Source organism: archaeon (assembly GCA_016432545.1).
Classification (GTDB): Archaea; Thermoproteota; Nitrososphaeria; order Nitrososphaerales; family Gagatemarchaeaceae; genus UBA183.
The window spans coordinates 134,020-150,774 of sequence record CP066694.1 but is presented as its reverse complement, the minus strand read 5'-3'; the positions used below and the strand labels follow the sequence as shown (position 1 = coordinate 150,774).

Below are 16,755 nucleotides of genomic sequence, written 5' to 3'. Positions count from 1 at the left end.
AGCATGACCACGTGGGAGATCAGGGGCCTTTTCGGGAATGAGTTGGCGATGGAGCAGACGATCGAGGAACTCAAGAAGCATGAGGGGTTCGAGTGGGTCGTTCTGGACAGAAGGAACCTCTCCGTCAGGTTCGAGAAGAGGGACCCCAAGACAGAGGGAGTAGTGAAGCGCGCGATCGAGATCTATCACGGCTACGTCGAGCACGAAGCGAAGCTGGGCGACTACGACAAGATGAGAGCAGAAGAGAAGAGGAAGAAGGCCGAGAAGGACGAAAAGAAGCGGAAGAAGGAAACTAAGCACTAGCGGCCGGAAGCGTCACAATCACCACGCAGGGTGATTTGCTGACGATTTCATACTCGTCCTTTGTAAGGAAGCTGTAGAAGCCCGTCTCTCTCTCGCTGAACATCACCAGCACGTCGATGCCCCTCTCGCGAATGAACTGCGCGACATCGGACCCGACCTCCCTGACGGGCAGGATCTTGGGGTTGATGAGGCGGCCCAGGGTCTTGATCGCAAGGCTAGTGAAGGCTGAGAACTCGCGCTCTTCCTTCCTTAGCGGCAGGACCATGTCGATCGCGTCCAGGGGCACAGTGGGTGGAAGGGAGATCACCTTCGCGGCAGTGATCTCGACGTCGGCGGCTGACGCTGATGAGGTCAGGGCCGCAGCTATGATGTAAGGGTCGGGAGCTTCGATCTTCAAGACCGGGACGAGTATCCTCTTCGGGTTCTTCGGTATTGTGACACCCTCCTGGGGAGTCTCCACCAGGACGACCCGCGTCGGAGATGTCTTGGCTACGTGGTCGGAGACCCTCCCGAAGAGCTCGCGGAAGAGCGGCTCGCGGTGCGCGGACATCACTATCGCTTGCGCACCCTTGCTCGTGGCAGTGTCGACAAGGGCCTTCGCGATCTCCTCCACCCCAGGTGGCTGGGAGGATGGCTTCGTCTCGACGTGCTCGTACTTCACCGAGAGGCTGGAGGCGAGTTCAGCGATGTCTTTCTTCATCTTCTCTTCGAACGCGTGGTCCTCCTGCCCTTCGAGGACGTGAGTCACGTAGACGGTCGAGCCGGAGTACTCTGCGATGTAGAATGCGATGAAGACCGCGTTCCATTCACGGGGCTGGAAGGCGAGGGGGAGCACGACTGGCGCGTCGCTCCAGGACCACTCGACAGCTGCTTCCTTCTCAAGCATCTGTCTTTCGGCCTCCTTTGTACTTCCGATAGATAAGGTAGCCAGCGATCCCTACGACGAACCACGCCGTTCCCAGGGTCCTGCCCTCCGGGTTGACCCCGACGAGGATCAGCCAGATCAAGACAGTCGAAATCAGTCCGATGAAGGGGATCACGGAGATCCTGTACCTCTTCCCGCGATAGCCGATGGGAAAGTTCAGAGGCATGATCCACCCGGACCTCTCAGGGTCCTTGACTCTCAGGACGATCGCGGCCGCGTTTACGTACATGTACGCGATGAGGGCCCCGAAGTTGTACACGGATGCAATGAGGGGGAGCAGGTTGTAGTTCGGAAGTTCTGCGCCCGCAACCAGGAGGAGGCAGGCGATCGTCGAGAAGATGATCAGAGTCGTGTAGGGGGTCCTGAATCGGCTGCTTACGCGGGAGAAGTTCTTGGGGAGGAGACCGAGCCGGCTCATGGAGAAGGTGACTCTTGAGACGCCGATTACGCCAGTGTTTGTCGAGATGTAGCACACGAGGGTCCCCATCAGGGCGACCCAGATGGCGAAGATCCCCCCGATGACCGGGAGGTCGGCCGCGATTGAGACTGCAGGCGCGGTCGAGTTGGAAGCGACCTTCGAAAACGAAGAGAGCGTGACCGACAGTAGTGAGAGGGAGACAGCCACGACCACCACCGAGACTATAGCGGCCTTGGTCGCCTTGGGGATTACGCGGGCGGGCCGTTTTGTCTCCTCGGCTGCCTGGGAGATGGACTCAATCCCGATGTATGAGGCGGTCGCCAGCGAGAGGGCGTAGACGAAGGTGGAGTAGTTCGCGGAGCCGCCGAAGACCCCGGTGGAGAAGGCCTGGGGGAGGGCGGAGGCCCACGCGGAGAGGGCCCCAGAGGCAACGATAGAAGGCAGCCCGAAGGCGAGGAAGATCGCGACTGTGACCAGGTCTACGGCGACGATCAGCTCGTTGAGCTTGGAAGAGTACCTGATGCCCACAAGGTTGACAGCAAGTAGCAGGAGGATTAGGGCGATCGCGATGATGACATAGTAGGGGGGCTCGGTGACCATGAATGCGTGGATGAAGGGCTTGGTTACGACCCCCAGGTAGCCCACCGTGGCGAGCGAGAAGAGCGCGATGTCGACGGTGTACCCGAGCATGAGGCCCCACCCCGCGACGAACCCGTGTATGTTGCCGAAGGCCTTCAGGGAGTAGAACTGTCCGCCTCCAGCCACGGGGTACTTCGTGGCCAGCTCGGCGTAGCACAGGCCGGTGCAGACGTAGACGACCGCGGCCATGAGGAATGCGAACGGCGAGGCGAGGCCGGCGAATAGGGCGATTACTCCGAGGACGACGTAGATGTCAGCCCCTACGTCGGCGTAGCCCATCGAGAAGGAGCCCCACGTCCCGATGTCTCTCTTGAGTTCCTGGACATCTTCCTGTTGGGCTTGGGACAAGCATCACAGCACTCTCCGGTTGAGGTCGGGCGCGTTCGGGGCGCCGATTTAACGCTTCCCATGGATAAATACGCTGAGTGACCTTCGAGGGTCGAGTTGAGCCTGGCGTATGCTCTGGGTTTCGTGTTCGTCGCGGCATTCCTTGCCAACGTGTCACCCTTCTTCGGAGCCTCGTACACGCTTCTCGCGGCCCTGCAGCTAGGATACGTCGGCTACACGCCTGCGAACTTCGCGGCGATTGTATTCGCGTCTGCGCTTGGGGCGACTCTCGCCAAGGTCGTGATTTACTACGGGGCGTTCGGGCTCAAGAAGCAGCTCAAGAGGAACAAGAACATCCAGCTGATCGGGAGGAACGCATCCACAGGGAAGTTCTACGCAGTGCTCTTTGGGACTGCACTACTCCCGATTCTTCCACTGGACGATTTCATCTTCATCGGGGCAGGAGCAACGGGAGCGTCCATCGCCATCATGTCGGCGGTGACGATGGCCGCCAAGGTCGTGAAGAGCGCGGTCGAGGTGGCCCTGGAGTTCGCGATACTTCGGGATGTGGGCGACGCCTTTGGGTTCAACAGCATCGAGGCGACCGTGGCTCTGTCTGCGGTCTTCCTACTCATCGGAATCGCAATCTACAAGTTGGACTGGGGGAAGACGTTTGCCTGGCTGAAGGGAAGCCGCAGTCGGAGCAACGCCGGGGTGCAAGGTAAACGATTATAGTTTCATGAAGCGGCGGGCGAAACGCTGCGGGGGTCGCCCAGCCTGGTCAACGGCGCGAGGCTTAGGACCTCGTCCCTCAGGGGTTCGTGGGTTCGAATCCCACCCCCCGCACACTTTATTGGTCTCAAAGCGGCAAGTCGAAGTCCCGTCCTTCACACCCGGTGAGGCACAACATGAGGAGGTACGTCTACATGACGTACATTCAGCCAGAATTCATCAGCCCGGTGCGGAACTAATTTTGTCGCAAGGCTAGCGTTCGACCTATACATATATGGGTCTGAAAGCCAGCTTTGATTGATGTCTAATGACGCTAGAAGAGAATAAGGGTGTAGTGCAGCGATTTATCGAGGAGATCCAAAACGCAGGGCGAAGCGAGCTAATCGAGGAGATCTTTGCGCCCGACTTCGTGGATCACAATCCTCTTCCAAGTTTCCCACCTAACCGTGATGGAACGAAACAGATGTTCTTGTATGTCCGTAAGTCGTTTCCCGATTTTCACATGGTCATCAACAACATGATTGCGGAGGAAGATATGGTGGCGACTAGGAAGACTCTCTATGCGACGCACCAAGGGGAATACATGGGCGTGGCGCCCACAGGAAAGCACCTCCAGATGGAGGTCATTGACATCTTCAGGATTGCGAACGGCAGATTGGCAGAACACTGGACCGTGATTGATCGGTTGGGGATGATGGAGCAGCTGGGAGTGACCCAGCGACCCCGCTCTACTTGAAGGAGCTATCTTTTTCCTTCACGGGTTCAAAGTTCCAGGGACCGCAAATCATCCTGCGTAAGTCCCAGTTCTCCGCCCAACACCATGGGTTCACGTCATTCTCAGTCGGATGAGGCCTGGCATGGCGGTGGGATTTCAACTCTACATGTAGAGCTGTAGTCCCGGCGACCGCACAGTAACGTAGGTCTAGGGCCAAGTATCCGACTGGCAACTCGACACATAATTATCAGACTCTAGAACCCTCCTCTGCCGTGACGGATAGTCAGGTCGCTGAGCCGTTCGAAATACATGTCAAACAGGAAATAATAGACGACCTGAAGACAAGGCTGTTCAGAACCCGCTGGCCAGATGAAGCGGAGGGTGCCGACTGGGATCAAGGTACGTCACCTGTCTTTCATGAAGGAACTCACGAACTACTGGCTAAACAAATTCGATTGGCGGTCTCAGGAAAGGAGACTGAACAGCTTCCCGCAATTCAAGGCCAAAGCACTGGGATGGAACATACACTTCGTTCACATGAGGGGCAAGGGCCCCAAACCGATGCCAATTCTGCTGTTGCACGGATGGCCTGATAGCTTTGCCGGGATGCTGAAGCTGGTGCCATACCTGACCGATCCGGTTTCGAACGGCGGCGAGAAGGAAGATTCGTTCGACGTAGTGATACCTTCTCTCCCAGGCTATGGTTTCTCCGATAGACAATCCAAGAAGGGTTGGACCAACAGGGCTGAAATCCTGCATTCCCTGATGACCGACGTGTTGGGCTATCGGCGATTCGGTGCTCAAGGTGGAGATGTGGGTGCAGGAGTAACCACCGACCTAGCCTATCTCTACCCAAGGGACTTGATTGGGATCCACATGAACAACGACCTGCGCTTCCCCGTTCCGTTGCCAGACAGGTCGGAGCTCTCCGAGCCGGAACGGGAATTTCTCAGCCTGCTCGACGAGTGGGAGCGGGAAGAAGGGGCATACGGCCACATCCAGGGAACGAAGCCCCAGACCGTATCGTACGGGTTGAACGATTCGCCGGTCGGACTGGCGGCGTACATCGTCGAGAAGTACAGAGCTTGGGGAGACACGAATGGGGATGTGCAGACCAGGTTCACCAAGGACGAACTCCTGACAACTGTGATGATATACTGGACGACCGAGACAATCGGCTCAACGATTCGTGGATACTACGAAGGGTACCATAGCCCTCCCATGCCCTGGAGGAAAGGAAGGATCGAAGTGCCCACGGGCGCTTCTCTGTTTGCGAACGACTACGTCTTTCCACATGCTCATCCCAGGGAGCTGGCAGAACGGGTGTACAACATCCGATATTGGAAGGTCATCCCACTGGCGGTCACTTTGCAGCAACGGAAGAGCCTCGTCTCCTTGCGGACGAGATCAGGACCTTCTTCAGGCCCCTTCGGTGAGCCCTTTGCATCACCTCATTTCGAGACCCGTCCCAAATTCCCCAGCCTCAATTCGAGTTCTGAGTATTTCCTATGTACATGGAGTTCAGCAGTCCCGTCGACTGCATGGCGTTCCGGGCCGTGGTCGCTCCTGCTTTGAGCACAATAAATTGTGCTGAAGTCCCACCCCCCGCATCCTTAAGGCCGTAAAGTTTCCACTTAGACTGTCATTAGGGTGATGAATTTCAGACGATATGGTTGCGACCAGGAGGATTTATCGCCGCCTCGGTCATAGGGCTGGTTGGCATACTCTTTGTGATAGTCTCCTCGCTGGGACGTTAGGCAACTACCAATAGCGGGAAGTTCGCTTCTGCTCTAATCCTCAACCTTACCCCGTCCGCGGCTTAATCCAAATTCCCAGCATCTTGATATTGTGGTGGGTTGAAATAGGTTCTGCAGGATCGGAGGAGGGCGCCTAGAAGGTCTTGATCTGAATAGCGCACGGAGATACTTATAACCACTCTCAATCAATCGCCCAGACAATCAGATGGAATTCTCTAGAAACCGCAAGATCCTTGTGGTCGCGTTCGGTGTGATGGCAGTAACCGGCTTCCTTTTGACCCCTGCCGGATTGGAGACTCGCCCTCCCTCAACGCTTAGGTCCTACGCATTGATCCCTATTTTCTTGGCCACAGTAATACTGGGCATCGCTTCCTTCGTCCTCATTTTCAAGAGACCCCGAACCGCGACGATTCTCGGGAGCATCGCGGCCATCTCGTATATCTTCTTGGTCCCAGGAGACCAAGCCGGGCTCTTCTTCTTGAGGCCCGTACCTCCTCCAATAAGTCTGAGTGAACTCATAGTACTGATCTCCTCAGTGGCAGTTCTCCTCTGCGCTCCATTGGTCTATTCGGAATCCCAGGTTCGCTCCCCAACCATGGTTGCAAATGCCTAGTCTAGGAACGTGAACCTCTCGATGGCCGAAGCCTTCATAGAGAGATTGGATGAGCAGATAGCGTCCATCGTCCCCTAGAGCAAGCATCTTCCGCTTCGGGAAAAGCAAAGTTGCAGAAATCTGGAACTACAGAAAAGACCTCGGGCTGATGGAACAGATCGGGGCCCATGTGTACGCTGGAGCATGGACAAGCATCGATTTCCTAGGACATCATAGCCTGTTTCCGCCCAGCATGCCGGGCCAAAGTCCCACCCCCCGCACACTCTATTTTGCTCAAGAATTCCTGGATGGACAAGAAATTTAGCGTGCAAGCTTTGCTGATAGGTGTGGCTCGTCAGGATATCGAAGTCTACTACCGCAAGCACGACGACTTCGGGAGATACTTGATGTCAAACAGAAGGCGGGTGAAAGAGCTCTCCGAACTCTACCGTGCGAATCGCAAGTACTTCGGGCGAAAGGTCTTGGACTTGGCCTGCGGAGGAGGCATTCTCGGCTTCATCATCGAAAAGGATGGTCATGGTTACGTAGGGATTGATATCAACGGAGACATGATCGAATCAGCGACCGCATTCGCAAAGAAGATACGGTCGCGTAACAGGTTCATCCTGGGCGACATAATCAGCTGTGGAGTTGAAGGATCCTTTGACTCCGTGACACTCCTTGGAAATGCAATGTGCCACTTTGACACTCGAGACTTCGTCAGATTGATTAGTAGAGTCGACCCAGTCGTTGGGAAAGGCTCCCATTTCATAACCGATTATCGTGACGTAGCAGGTCTCCTGTTTCGTAGAAAATGGAAGCCTAAACTCATCGAAAAGGACAAAGGAAAGTCGGTTGTAAGCAGGACCAGGGATTACGACTCAGAAAGGGGAGACTTGATAGTCGAGAGTGAATGGGAAGACGGAACGAACAGGGTGGAGTTCAGGCACGCTATCTGGGCGCCGTTCATACTCGAACCCATCATGGCATCAAACGGCTGGGAACTAGTGAACAGACGCTCCCTTGTGAAGTGGTCAGGGTGGCTGGACGTCTACGAGAAGCTCTGACGAACAGTCACCCATTGGAGAATTCGGGAACACTTTCGAGCATCTTATTGCTGGAAAAGGCGATTGGCACTCTAGATTCATATATCTCCTAACGAATGAAAGTCCGAAATGAAGGCCTCGGAGCAGGAGTATCAGGAAGCCCTGGCGTACTTGAGGATCAAGCTATCACGGTCTCAGCCCGAAGTGGAGAGATGGTTGAATTCAATTGTTGACGCTTGGGTCGCTAGGCGCAAGGCTACAAGGCCTGTGAGGAAGGATGGGTGATGGAAACGAAAGAGATGAGATTCAATCTCTCCTTTCACAGCTCGACCCAATCATGATGAAGAGGGTAATCTTAGCCTCGAGGCTTTCGCCCGAAACTCTTCCGGAGGAGATCCTGCTCCTAGAGAGCGTCAAGGTGTTGCGCCGAGAACTCCGCGAACCTGAAAAGTAAGGAATTGACCTTGGAATTTCCAGGGGACCCGCGCAACCCAACTGGGCGATTCAGCTCAAGAAGCCTTTCAACACAATGAATTGTCCTGTAATCCCACCCCCCGCACATTCCTTATTGCTGTGAGGATTCTGCCCCAGAATACGGGCCGTCCACCAAATTGCCGGGATCTTCCTGAGCGAGCGATGAAAAAATCAGCACGTCACCTGATGGGGTTCTTCGACTGCGTTGAAGAGATTGGGTTGGCTGCCGACGGGACCGTGTACCCTGAACCCAATATTCTGCGGCCAGGTCCCAGAGCTGCTCTCAGTTCAGTCCTGTCGTCTCTTCGGAAAGAACTTGCGGTAAGGAAGGAAAAGCCCAAGCAGTATGATGAAGATGAAGGCGAAGTCAAATTGCCATCCGAACCCACCACCCGGAGTTGAAAGGAAGCTATTGGTTAGTTGGATGATGAGCAAGATGGGAAGAATCCAGAAGATGTACCAAGCCCATTTTTCTCCTCTCCTGAATGGGACAGCCGCGATGCCCATAGTCAAGACCCCCATCGCAAGCATGAAATTTCCGAGTTGCCTCGCAATCGAGCCTATGTAGTCCGATATGCCCGGGATTCGAGCCGCAATCTGGCTGGAGGTCAGGCCCGTCGCACTTTCTGGCGATGGCGGATTGGGCGGTATGCCCAGGAGCCCGATTGGGGAGGATATCACGGAAAGCAAGCCGAATATGAAAAAGATAACCCAAGCGTACTTGACGTACGCCTTCTCCGTTCTTGGTTCGGCCACGAGTGGAAATAGAAGGACTTGATATTTATCGCTGATGTGGCGACTTGACCATGCCTGAATTTCTGCCCAGCATGCCGGGCCAAAGTCCCAGCCCTCGAATATGAGTTTCACCCAGGCCTTTGGACTCTTGCGATAGCCAGGATAAGCAAAACTAACTGCTCTCCTGCTGCTCGACTTCTAGCATGTACCCGTCAGGATCCTTCAGGTAGAAGTTGAAGGAACCCCATGCCCTACGCGTTGGTTTGTCCAGTGTCTGAACGCCCTTAAGACTGATTTCATCGTAGTAATCGTTTATGCTCGGGACGGAAAAAGCCAACGTTGTGTGTTTTGTCGTCGAAACCTCCGAGAGTTTCTCTATTGGCACCTGGTCGAGGTCCAGAGAACCAGGTTCCAGACTGACTGAACCCATTGTGTCAGTTATCTTGTCGGTCTTCAGGCCTAGCTTTTCGCCGTAGAATTCTAGTGACTTGCTGAGATCGGAGACATTGATGTGGATGTGACTGAATTTCGCCATCAAATCTATTACGTAGCTCTAGAGGAAAAGGGTTTTCCTCGGGCTACCAGACCTAGGTTTCGACACAATTCACTGTGCTGAAGTCCCACCCCACCGCACACTGGTTCAGGACATGCTCGCGGATCGCCAGCGAGAGGGACAAGTCCCCGTCTAAGTGCGAGAGACTCTGGTACGGAAGGACCCATCCCGATGCCTGACAAGAACCGCTCTGACCCTGAGAACACAATTGGTCTTGGAGTAACACTACTTCTTGAGGAAGTGGGAGATTTCCCACAGGTTCCCTTCAGGATCCTCAAAGTACGCAATCCGCTGACCCCAGGGTTGAGTCGTAGGCGGCTTCACGAAGTGTACCCCCTTTGCCTCCAGTTCCAGGTACTCTTTGTCGACGTCTTCGACGAAGACGGCGAAGTACGTCCGATGGACCGTTTCCTCGGCTGACCGCACCTGTGCCTCCGAGATTAGCTTGGCGGCGCTTTCGATCTTTAGCAACCCTAGTCCAGGCGCGCCCGTCTTTTCGAAGACGAAATAGGCGAAGTCGTCTTCCTTGTTCTTGAGTTGCAGTCCAAGTGTGTCTCGGTAAAACGAGATGCACTTTTCCAAGTCTCTCACCGGGATGACGTAGGCGTTGAGATGGTCGATCAAGCGTTGCCTCTCGTGGTCTTCGGCTCCCATAATTCATTCTTTTGCCCAAAGCAGTTCTCACTCCTGGCGGAGAACAATCAGGACCCTGTAGATTGCGGGCGGACCACTCCCGCCCAGCATATAACCAACGAACGGCAATCACGTGAGGATGAGTAGCAAGATGGCGCGGACGAAGGCTCTCGTGGATGTCATACACTTCGCAGACCCGTCGTGTTGGTGGAGCTGGGGACTCGAGCCAGTCCTCAACCGCCTTCGGGAGGTGTATGGGGAACAGATCAGCGTCACCTACAAGATGGGAGGAATCACCAACGACCTCTCAGAGTGGAGGAGGGAGTACGATGTTATCGACGACAAGGCGCTGCGTGCGTGGGTGACAGAGAGCGTTTCAATGACAGGGATGCCCGCCGACCCTGGCTACTACCTGAAGTCGGGAGTGAAGTCCACGTGGCCCGCCTGCGTCGCCTTCAAGGCCGCCCAACTCCAGGGAGAGGAGGGTGCTGAGAGGTTCCTTCGCAGACTGATGGAGATTGTCGCAGTAGAAGCCAGAGACGTGTCGGGCGAGGAGGCCCTCGCCCGGGTCGGAAAGGAGGTAGGGCTTGACCCCGAACGACTTGTCCGCGACATAAGATCGGGCAAGGCGAAGGCTCTCTTCGAAGAAGACAAGGGGGAAATGGACGTGAGCTTCCTTACTTTGAAGTACGTGAACAGGCAGTCGGGGAGAGGGCTCGCGGTCAGCAATGTCTTCGATTCTGCGGAACACGAGGAGGCGCTCGAGAAGGTGGCTGGCTCTCGACTCACCAAGCGGGTCCCCGTGGACATCTTGGAGTACTTCGAGCGGCATTCATGGGAGACCATCTTCCCCAAGGAACTCGCGGTGGTCTTCGGTGTCTCGCCCTTCGACATTGAAGGGAGGATGAAGAAACTCGCGGACGGCGGACTCGTAGACAGGAGGGAGTTCGGCTCCGGGATTGCGGGATGGAGGTACTCCTCAAAGAAGGCAAGCATGACGATCGAACAGGCGAAGGCCTCTCACGTCGGGGGCACAACGGAGGCGCAGCCTGGAAGCAAGATCAACGAGGTCATTACGAATGCGGTGAAGGGTCTTTACACTGAGGTCGCCACGAACCCCAGGAAGAAGTACCACTTTCCGCTCGGCAGAGAGGCCCTGAAGTTCGTTGGGTATACCGACGAGATAGAGAAGCTACCCGAGTCGGCCCTCGAGTCCTTCGCAGGGGTGGGCTTTCCTCACGCAGCAGGGGCCATCAAGCCCGGGAACTCGGTCCTCGACGTAGGGTCGGGGTCTGGGACAGACGTCCTCTTCTCCTCGCTTAGGACCGGGCCCAAGGGCAAGGTCTTCGGCCTCGACATCACGGAGGCGATGATAGAGAAAGCGAACGCCAACATCGAGAAGATGGGGGCGAAGAACGTGAAGATTCTCAAGGGAGACGCCACGAAGATCCCACTAGAGGACGAAAGCGTCGACGTGGTGACGAGCAACGGCGTTCTCAACCTCGTGCTTGACAAGAAGGGAGCATTTGGTGAGATCTATCGAGTGCTGAAGCCAGGAGGCAGAATCCAGATCTCTGACATCGTGGTGCAGAGCAACGTCCAGAAGGTCTGCGGCCTCGTCCCCCAGCTCTGGGCCGACTGCATCGGGGGAGCGGCGGTCGAGAGCGAGTACCTCAAGACCATCAAGGACGCGGGGTTCAAGGACGTCAAGATAGTGAAGAGGCTGGACTACTTTGCGTCCAGTCCCTCGGAGAATACAAAGCGTCTGACGAGGACCTTCGGTGCCGAGTCTGTCGTCATAGCCGCGGGCAAGCCGGAGAGTTGATAGAGCCCATGCAACCCGGGAAGGCGCCCATGGGCCCGGCCACAGTCGCTGCCCTGAAAGGAGAGTTCAGAGGAGACGTCGTCCTGCCCGGAGAAGGGTCGTACGACCAGGCAAGGAAGGTCTACAACGCTATGATAGACAAGAAGCCCGCAGCCGTCGTCAGACCTGTGGATGCAGGGGACGTGATGGTGGCCGTGAAGGCCGCTAGGAAGGACGGCCTGGCGCTGGCCATGCGCGGCGGAGGGCACAGCGTTCCCGGTTTCGGCACTGCCGATGACGCTCTTGTAATCGACCTGTCGAGGATGAAAGGCATCAGGGTCGACCCTGCTTCCATGACCGTGAGGGCCGAGGGAGGCTGCACATGGGGGGACCTGAACCACGCCACCTACGGCTTCGGAACTGCGACGCCCGGAGGAATAATCTCCACGACCGGCATCGGAGGGCTGACGTTGGGAGGAGGGATAGGCTATCTCTCTAGGGGCGCCGGCCTCACTTTGGACAACCTGATCTCTGCCGACCTCGTGCTAGCCGACGGGTCGTTCGTCACTGCGAGCGAGAAGGGGAACCCTGAGCTGTTTTGGGCCATTCGAGGAGGCGGCGGAAACTTCGGGGTGGTCACGAGCTTCGAGTACAGGCTGCACAAGGTCAAGGACGTCGTTGGAGGGCCCATCTTCTTCGAGGTGAAGGACGCTCCTGCAGTGATGAGGGCCTACGACAAGTACATCGCGAGCGCCCCGCGGCAGCTGGGTGCTTTCTTCGCCTGGCAGATCGCGCCTCCCCTGCCATTCATCCCGCAGAATCGCCATGGAGACACGCTCTGCGCGATGGTGGTCTGCTGGACGGGCCCACCCGACCAGGCGAGCAAGGCCATCGCGCCACTGAGGGACGCCGCCCCGGTCGTGGCCGAGTACGTCCAGCCCATGCCTTTTCCGGCACTGAATAGCCTCTTTGACGGGCTGCTTCCGCCAGGCCTTCAGCACTACTGGAAGGCAGTCTTCGCGGGCGACCTCACCGATGGCGCGATAGAGGCGCACATGAAATTCGGCCCCAAGGTACCGGTCGTGAACTCGACGACCCACATCTATTCGATCAACGGCGCGGTGCACGATGTCGCGCCCGACGCGACCGCGTTCGGACACAGAGAGGCGAAGTACGCGGTCGTGGTTGCAGGTATGTGGCCTGACCCCGCCCAGAACGAGAGCAACACCCGGTGGGTCCGCGACTATTACAAGGCGCTGACACCGTATTCAGAGGAGGGAGGATACATCAACTTCGCTGCCGGGGACGACATGAACCGGGTCGCCGCCAACTTCGGGGGGAACTACGGCCGCTTGCAGGCGGCGAAGAAGAAGTACGACCCTGAGAACATTTTCCGGATCAACCAGAACATATCACCCGCAGCCTAGGACAGGAACGAAGCCGTCGGGCTTAACTTTCGGTCCAGAGGACCTCTGAGTCCGATGGCCGTCCGGCGCGGATTCCTGGTCCCTGCTGCTCTGGTCATCGTAGTAGCCAGCTTCGCAGTCAATAGCGTGATCACGAGGTACCTCGTCTCGAGCCTTCTCGTCGGTCCGTTCCCCCTGACGGTGATCAGGTTCCTCAGCGGGCTTCTGACGCTCCAGCTGATGGTCGCCGCGTTTCCGAAAGAGACCAAGAAGGCTAGGCCGGGCGGTCGTGACTTGGTCGGCGCGCTCTTCCTGGGAGTGTACGCCTTCGCAATCTCGTTCGGGTACGCCTTCATTCCTGCGAGCGTCGGGGCCCTGGTCTTCTACGGGGCAGTGGTGATAACGATGACCTCGTACTCGGTGGTGGAAGAGCGGGAGAGGCTTACCTTCCGCGTCGTCCTAGGGCTCGTTCTGGGACTGCTCGGGATCCTAGTCCTGACTTTCGGCGGACTTGGTACGGCTTCGCTGGAGGGGGTCGCGTTGATGGCTTTGACCGGGATCTCCTGGGGACTCTACTCCGTTTACGGGAGAAGTTCTGGAGGTTCGTTCGGATACACCTACAACAGTTTTCTCTTCTTCGGGATCGCGGCAGCTGCTCTAGGCGTCTTTGGGACCGCGATTGCGGGGACCGCCCAGTGGACGGACATAGCTCCCTCGAGCCTTGCCCTGGCTCTCTATATGGGGACGGTCAGCACTGCACTGAGCTACGTTGTCTGGAATGGCGTCTTGAGGAAAGTCGCCTCCTCACTCGGCGGACTAGCTCAGCTCCTCATCCCCGTTGTCACGGCGGTCATGGGCGTCCTCATCCTCGCCGAGAGGCTCTCAATGTCGCTCTTGGTGGGCGGTGCTCTGGTTTTGGCGGGAATATTCACCAACAGTTCAAGGGGTGAGTTGCAGAAGGAGCCCGGCGGTACACCCAACACGGTCTCCTGACGCGGCCCTCACCTGTCTGGCCAGGAAGTGAGAGGAGACTGACTAGCAGACCCGTCAGCGGGCGCTGTGCCTAGGCTGTCTTTTGTCCGCGGGAAGCACGCTGTTCTAGGGCGTGTTGATGGGATGAATGCCTTCGCCTTCGGATGACAGCCCACTTTCTACGGCGTGCGTATGTCATGAATTGTTCCTGTTCTCGGTGCGCATATAGGGCTTTGGACGCGTCTTTCTCTCGTGGTATCCCTCCATTACGGGCCTTCTCATCAAGAACGGCGAGAATCGGGGTATTTCGACCGAGCCGGTGGGTCTGCTGGCGCATTGCCTATGACCGCCGAGCAAAAATACGAGGTGCGAGGGTCTATCGGGCGGTGAAGACTTCGGACCAGGCAGCAGAACTGGCCACGGCGGCTGCAGACTATTGGGAGACCGTCCTCGAGGAGAACCCCATCTTCGCGACCGTGATCGGAGACAGGAGGTTCGACTCCCGACTCTCAGACATCTCTCCAGCGGGAAGGAGCAGGCGCGAGAGCGCCTACGAGGAGATCCTGGCGAGGTGCTCAAGGATAAGGGCGGAAGCCCTTACCGGCTCGGGGCGTCTGACTCTCTCCGCACTGGTCGTTGAGGCCCGCGCGCAGGCCGACTACTCGAAGTGTTCTCTCGAAGAGTGGACGGTCGACCCCCTTCAGGGGATACAGGTCGAGTTGCTGAACCTCGAAGGGCTGCAGCCCGTCCGGAGCCCCGTGGAAGGGACCGCGTTCGCCGCGAGGTTGAGTGCCTTCGGACCGTACATGGACCAGCACATTTCGAACCTAAGCAGAGGGTACAAGTCCGGAAGGGTTGCTGTCCGAGACTGCGTCGCGAAGGTCATCGACGAGCTTGAAGGGACGCTCTCAAAGCCGGAAGGGAACTGGCCCATGCTGAAGGCTCTGCAAGTCGCACATCCGGACTGGAAGGAGTCCGAGCTAAAGGCGTTCAGGGAATCTGTCGCCGGTGCCGTAGACAGTTCGGTCCGCCCTGCGTTCAGGAAATACCTGGAGTTTCTGCGGGGCGACATCCTGCTCCATGCGCGACCGCAGGAAAAGCCGGGAATCGTTCACATCACGGGGGGCGCAGAGGCCTATGCCAAGCTGATAAGATATCACACATCGCTGGACCTCGCCCCCGAAGAGCTGCACCAGACAGGGCTCAGGGAGGTCGCGAGGATCAACGGGGAGATGGAGGTCCTGGGCGAGAAGGTCTTTGGCACAAGGGACAGGCCAGAGATTCTCAAGAAGCTGAGGACCGACCCCTCGCTCTATTTCAGCAGCAGGGACGAGGTCCAGGAAAAGGCGGAGACTGCGCTGGCCAGAGCCAAGGCGGCGATGGGGAAGTGGTTCGGGCGGCTCCCCAAGACCGACTGCGTGGTCGTCCGGATGGGCGAGCACGAGGAGAAGCACTCGACTATCGCGTACTACAGGCAGCCGGCAGCGGACGGCTCGAGGCCGGGGCAGTACTTCATCAACACCTATGCCCCCGAGACAAGGCCTAGGTACGAAGCGGAGGTGTTGGCCTATCACGAATCCATCCCTGGGCACCATCTTCAGATTGCGATCGCCCAGGAGCTGGAGGGGATACCGGAGTTCAGGAAGAACAGCGGGGTGACTGCGTTCATCGAGGGCTGGGGCCTGTACACTGAGAGGCTCTCGGACGAGATGGGCCTGTACTCGTCCGACCTGGACAGGATAGGCGTCCTCTCCTATGACTCCTGGAGGGCGTGTCGCCTGGTGGTCGACACCGGGATGCACGCGATGGGCTGGACGAGGGCACAGGCGATCAAGTTCATGTTGGAGAACTCCGCGCTGGCCGAGAACAACATCGTGAACGAGGTGGATAGGTACATCACCTGGCCCGGGCAGGCGCTCGCATACAAGACAGGGCAGCTCGAGATCCGCCGCCTGAGAGCCGCAGCGGAAGAGTCCCTGGGAAGCTCGTTCGACATCAAGAAGTTCCATGACGCGGTCTTGAGCGACGGAGCGGTTCCCCTCGAGTCTCTGAGGCAGATCCTTGGAGATTACGCGAAGTCTAAGTAGGTCCGGGGAGTGGATCGAGAGAGTTGGCGGACGATTTGGGGCCGAAATCGGAGGTCGTAAAGCAGTTCGTGATAATGGGGCACGGGAACCTGCCGAGGGTCAAGGCGATGCTCGAAGAGAACCCTTCCCTGCTCAACGTGGTCTACCAGTGGGGGGAGAACGACTTCGAGTCGGCGATTCAGGCTGCGGCTCAGACTGGAGCGGCGCCAGTGGCAGAGTTCCTCCTAGAGAAGGGCGCTCCCCTGAGCATCTGCACGGCGGCGATGTTAGGCAAGAAAAAGGTTGTAGAAGAGATGCTTTCGAGAGACCCGAGCATGTCTGAGGCAGTCGGCGCTCACGGGATTCCACTGCTTCCCCACGCGGCCCTGAGCGGCGACGTCGAGCTCTGCAGGATGGTGTGGGACAAGGGCGCCACGAAGGGAGCAACTCTCGCTCTCCACAACGCAGTCTCGAGGGGAAGGGCGGAGGCGACGGCATGGCTGCTCGAAAACGCATCCCCGAGCCTGGAAGCCAAGAACTACGAAGGAAAGACCGCGCTAGTCCTCGCGGAAGAGCGAAAGATGGAAGACATCGCCGCGCTGATACGGCAGCGGTCTTCTGGAAGCTGAATGGGGTCGGCCCTGCCTCCCGGACAAGT

16 protein-coding genes, 1 tRNA gene and 1 pseudogene are annotated in these 16,755 nt (G+C 57.5%); 12 read left to right on the top strand and 6 right to left on the bottom strand.

Annotated features, from left to right (window positions below; translation table 11 throughout):
• The first annotated feature begins 3 nt into the window (after positions 1-3).
• A complete protein-coding gene (locus tag HY247_00890; GenBank protein ID QQG48904.1) occupies positions 4-303 on the top strand; it encodes a hypothetical protein in 300 nt (99 codons plus the stop codon).
• Here the strand turns inward: HY247_00890 and HY247_00885 are convergent.
• Both HY247_00885 and HY247_00880 read right to left on the bottom strand, forming a co-directional pair.
• Entirely contained in the window at positions 293-1,189 is an 897-nt protein-coding gene (locus HY247_00885) for a universal stress protein (protein ID QQG48903.1), read from the bottom strand. The two genes, HY247_00890 and HY247_00885, sit on opposite strands and share 11 nt — an antisense overlap.
• On the bottom strand, positions 1,182-2,633 hold the full coding sequence (locus tag HY247_00880) for an amino acid permease (protein ID QQG48902.1): 1,452 nt from the start codon (positions 2,631-2,633) through the stop codon (positions 1,182-1,184). The genes HY247_00885 and HY247_00880 overlap by 8 nt, the downstream gene beginning before the upstream one ends.
• Before the next feature lie 96 nt (positions 2,634-2,729).
• Between HY247_00880 and HY247_00875 the strand changes: the two genes are divergently transcribed.
• The 4 genes and pseudogenes from HY247_00875 (at position 2,730) to HY247_00860 (ending at position 5,495) form a co-directional block, all read left to right on the top strand.
• Positions 2,730-3,347, top strand: coding sequence for a hypothetical protein (locus tag HY247_00875; GenBank protein ID QQG48901.1), 618 nt, complete (start codon positions 2,730-2,732; stop codon positions 3,345-3,347).
• A 26-nt stretch (positions 3,348-3,373) separates the two neighbouring features.
• A tRNA-Leu gene (locus HY247_00870) sits at positions 3,374-3,458 on the top strand.
• 193 nt (positions 3,459-3,651) lie between these two features.
• Positions 3,652-4,080 (top strand): ester cyclase, encoded by a 429-nt coding sequence (locus tag HY247_00865; GenBank protein ID QQG48900.1) that lies wholly within the window; start codon positions 3,652-3,654, stop codon positions 4,078-4,080.
• A gap of 251 nt (positions 4,081-4,331) precedes the next feature.
• Positions 4,332-5,495: pseudogene (locus tag HY247_00860) on the top strand (epoxide hydrolase).
• A 642-nt stretch (positions 5,496-6,137) separates the two neighbouring features.
• Here HY247_00860 and HY247_00855 read toward each other — a convergent pair.
• Entirely contained in the window at positions 6,138-6,335 is a 198-nt protein-coding gene (locus HY247_00855) for a hypothetical protein (protein ID QQG48899.1), read from the bottom strand.
• Positions 6,336-6,716: 381 nt separating this feature from the next.
• On the opposite strand from HY247_00855, the gene HY247_00850 reads away from it, so the two are divergent.
• Together HY247_00850 and HY247_00845 are read left to right on the top strand one after the other, a co-directional pair.
• The gene (locus tag HY247_00850) at positions 6,717-7,475 is read left to right on the top strand and encodes a class I SAM-dependent methyltransferase (protein QQG48898.1); all 759 of its coding nucleotides are present in this window, start codon (positions 6,717-6,719) and stop codon (positions 7,473-7,475) included.
• A 256-nt stretch (positions 7,476-7,731) separates the two neighbouring features.
• The gene (locus HY247_00845) at positions 7,732-7,908 is read left to right on the top strand and encodes a hypothetical protein (GenBank protein ID QQG48897.1); all 177 of its coding nucleotides are present in this window, start codon (positions 7,732-7,734) and stop codon (positions 7,906-7,908) included.
• 308 nt (positions 7,909-8,216) lie between these two features.
• On the opposite strand, the gene HY247_00840 is transcribed toward HY247_00845, so the two are convergent.
• The 3 genes from HY247_00840 to HY247_00830 form a co-directional block, all read right to left on the bottom strand.
• A complete protein-coding gene (locus HY247_00840; GenBank protein ID QQG48896.1) occupies positions 8,217-8,795 on the bottom strand; it encodes a hypothetical protein in 579 nt (192 codons plus the stop codon).
• A 40-nt stretch (positions 8,796-8,835) separates the two neighbouring features.
• Positions 8,836-9,201 (bottom strand): VOC family protein, encoded by a 366-nt coding sequence (locus HY247_00835; GenBank protein ID QQG48895.1) that lies wholly within the window; start codon positions 9,199-9,201, stop codon positions 8,836-8,838.
• Positions 9,202-9,441: 240 nt separating this feature from the next.
• Positions 9,442-9,840, bottom strand: a complete 399-nt coding sequence (locus HY247_00830; GenBank protein ID QQG48894.1) for a VOC family protein — start codon at positions 9,838-9,840, stop codon at positions 9,442-9,444.
• A 148-nt stretch (positions 9,841-9,988) separates the two neighbouring features.
• Between HY247_00830 and HY247_00825 the strand changes: the two genes are divergently transcribed.
• The 5 genes from HY247_00825 (at position 9,989) to HY247_00805 (ending at position 16,726) form a co-directional block, all read left to right on the top strand.
• Positions 9,989-11,674, top strand: coding sequence for a methyltransferase domain-containing protein (locus HY247_00825; protein QQG48893.1), 1,686 nt, complete (start codon positions 9,989-9,991; stop codon positions 11,672-11,674).
• Positions 11,675-11,703: 29 nt separating this feature from the next.
• Positions 11,704-13,080 carry an FAD-binding oxidoreductase gene (locus tag HY247_00820; GenBank protein QQG49510.1) on the top strand — a complete coding sequence of 459 codons (1,377 nt, stop codon included), beginning with the start codon at positions 11,704-11,706 and terminating at the stop codon, positions 13,078-13,080.
• Between the two features lie 54 nt (positions 13,081-13,134).
• Positions 13,135-14,052 carry a DMT family transporter gene (locus HY247_00815; GenBank protein QQG48892.1) on the top strand — a complete coding sequence of 306 codons (918 nt, stop codon included), beginning with the start codon at positions 13,135-13,137 and terminating at the stop codon, positions 14,050-14,052.
• A gap of 365 nt (positions 14,053-14,417) precedes the next feature.
• Positions 14,418-16,118 (top strand): DUF885 domain-containing protein, encoded by a 1,701-nt coding sequence (locus HY247_00810; GenBank protein QQG48891.1) that lies wholly within the window; start codon positions 14,418-14,420, stop codon positions 16,116-16,118.
• 74 nt (positions 16,119-16,192) lie between these two features.
• Entirely contained in the window at positions 16,193-16,726 is a 534-nt protein-coding gene (locus HY247_00805; protein QQG49509.1) for an ankyrin repeat domain-containing protein, read from the top strand.
• Positions 16,727-16,755 lie beyond the last annotated feature (29 nt).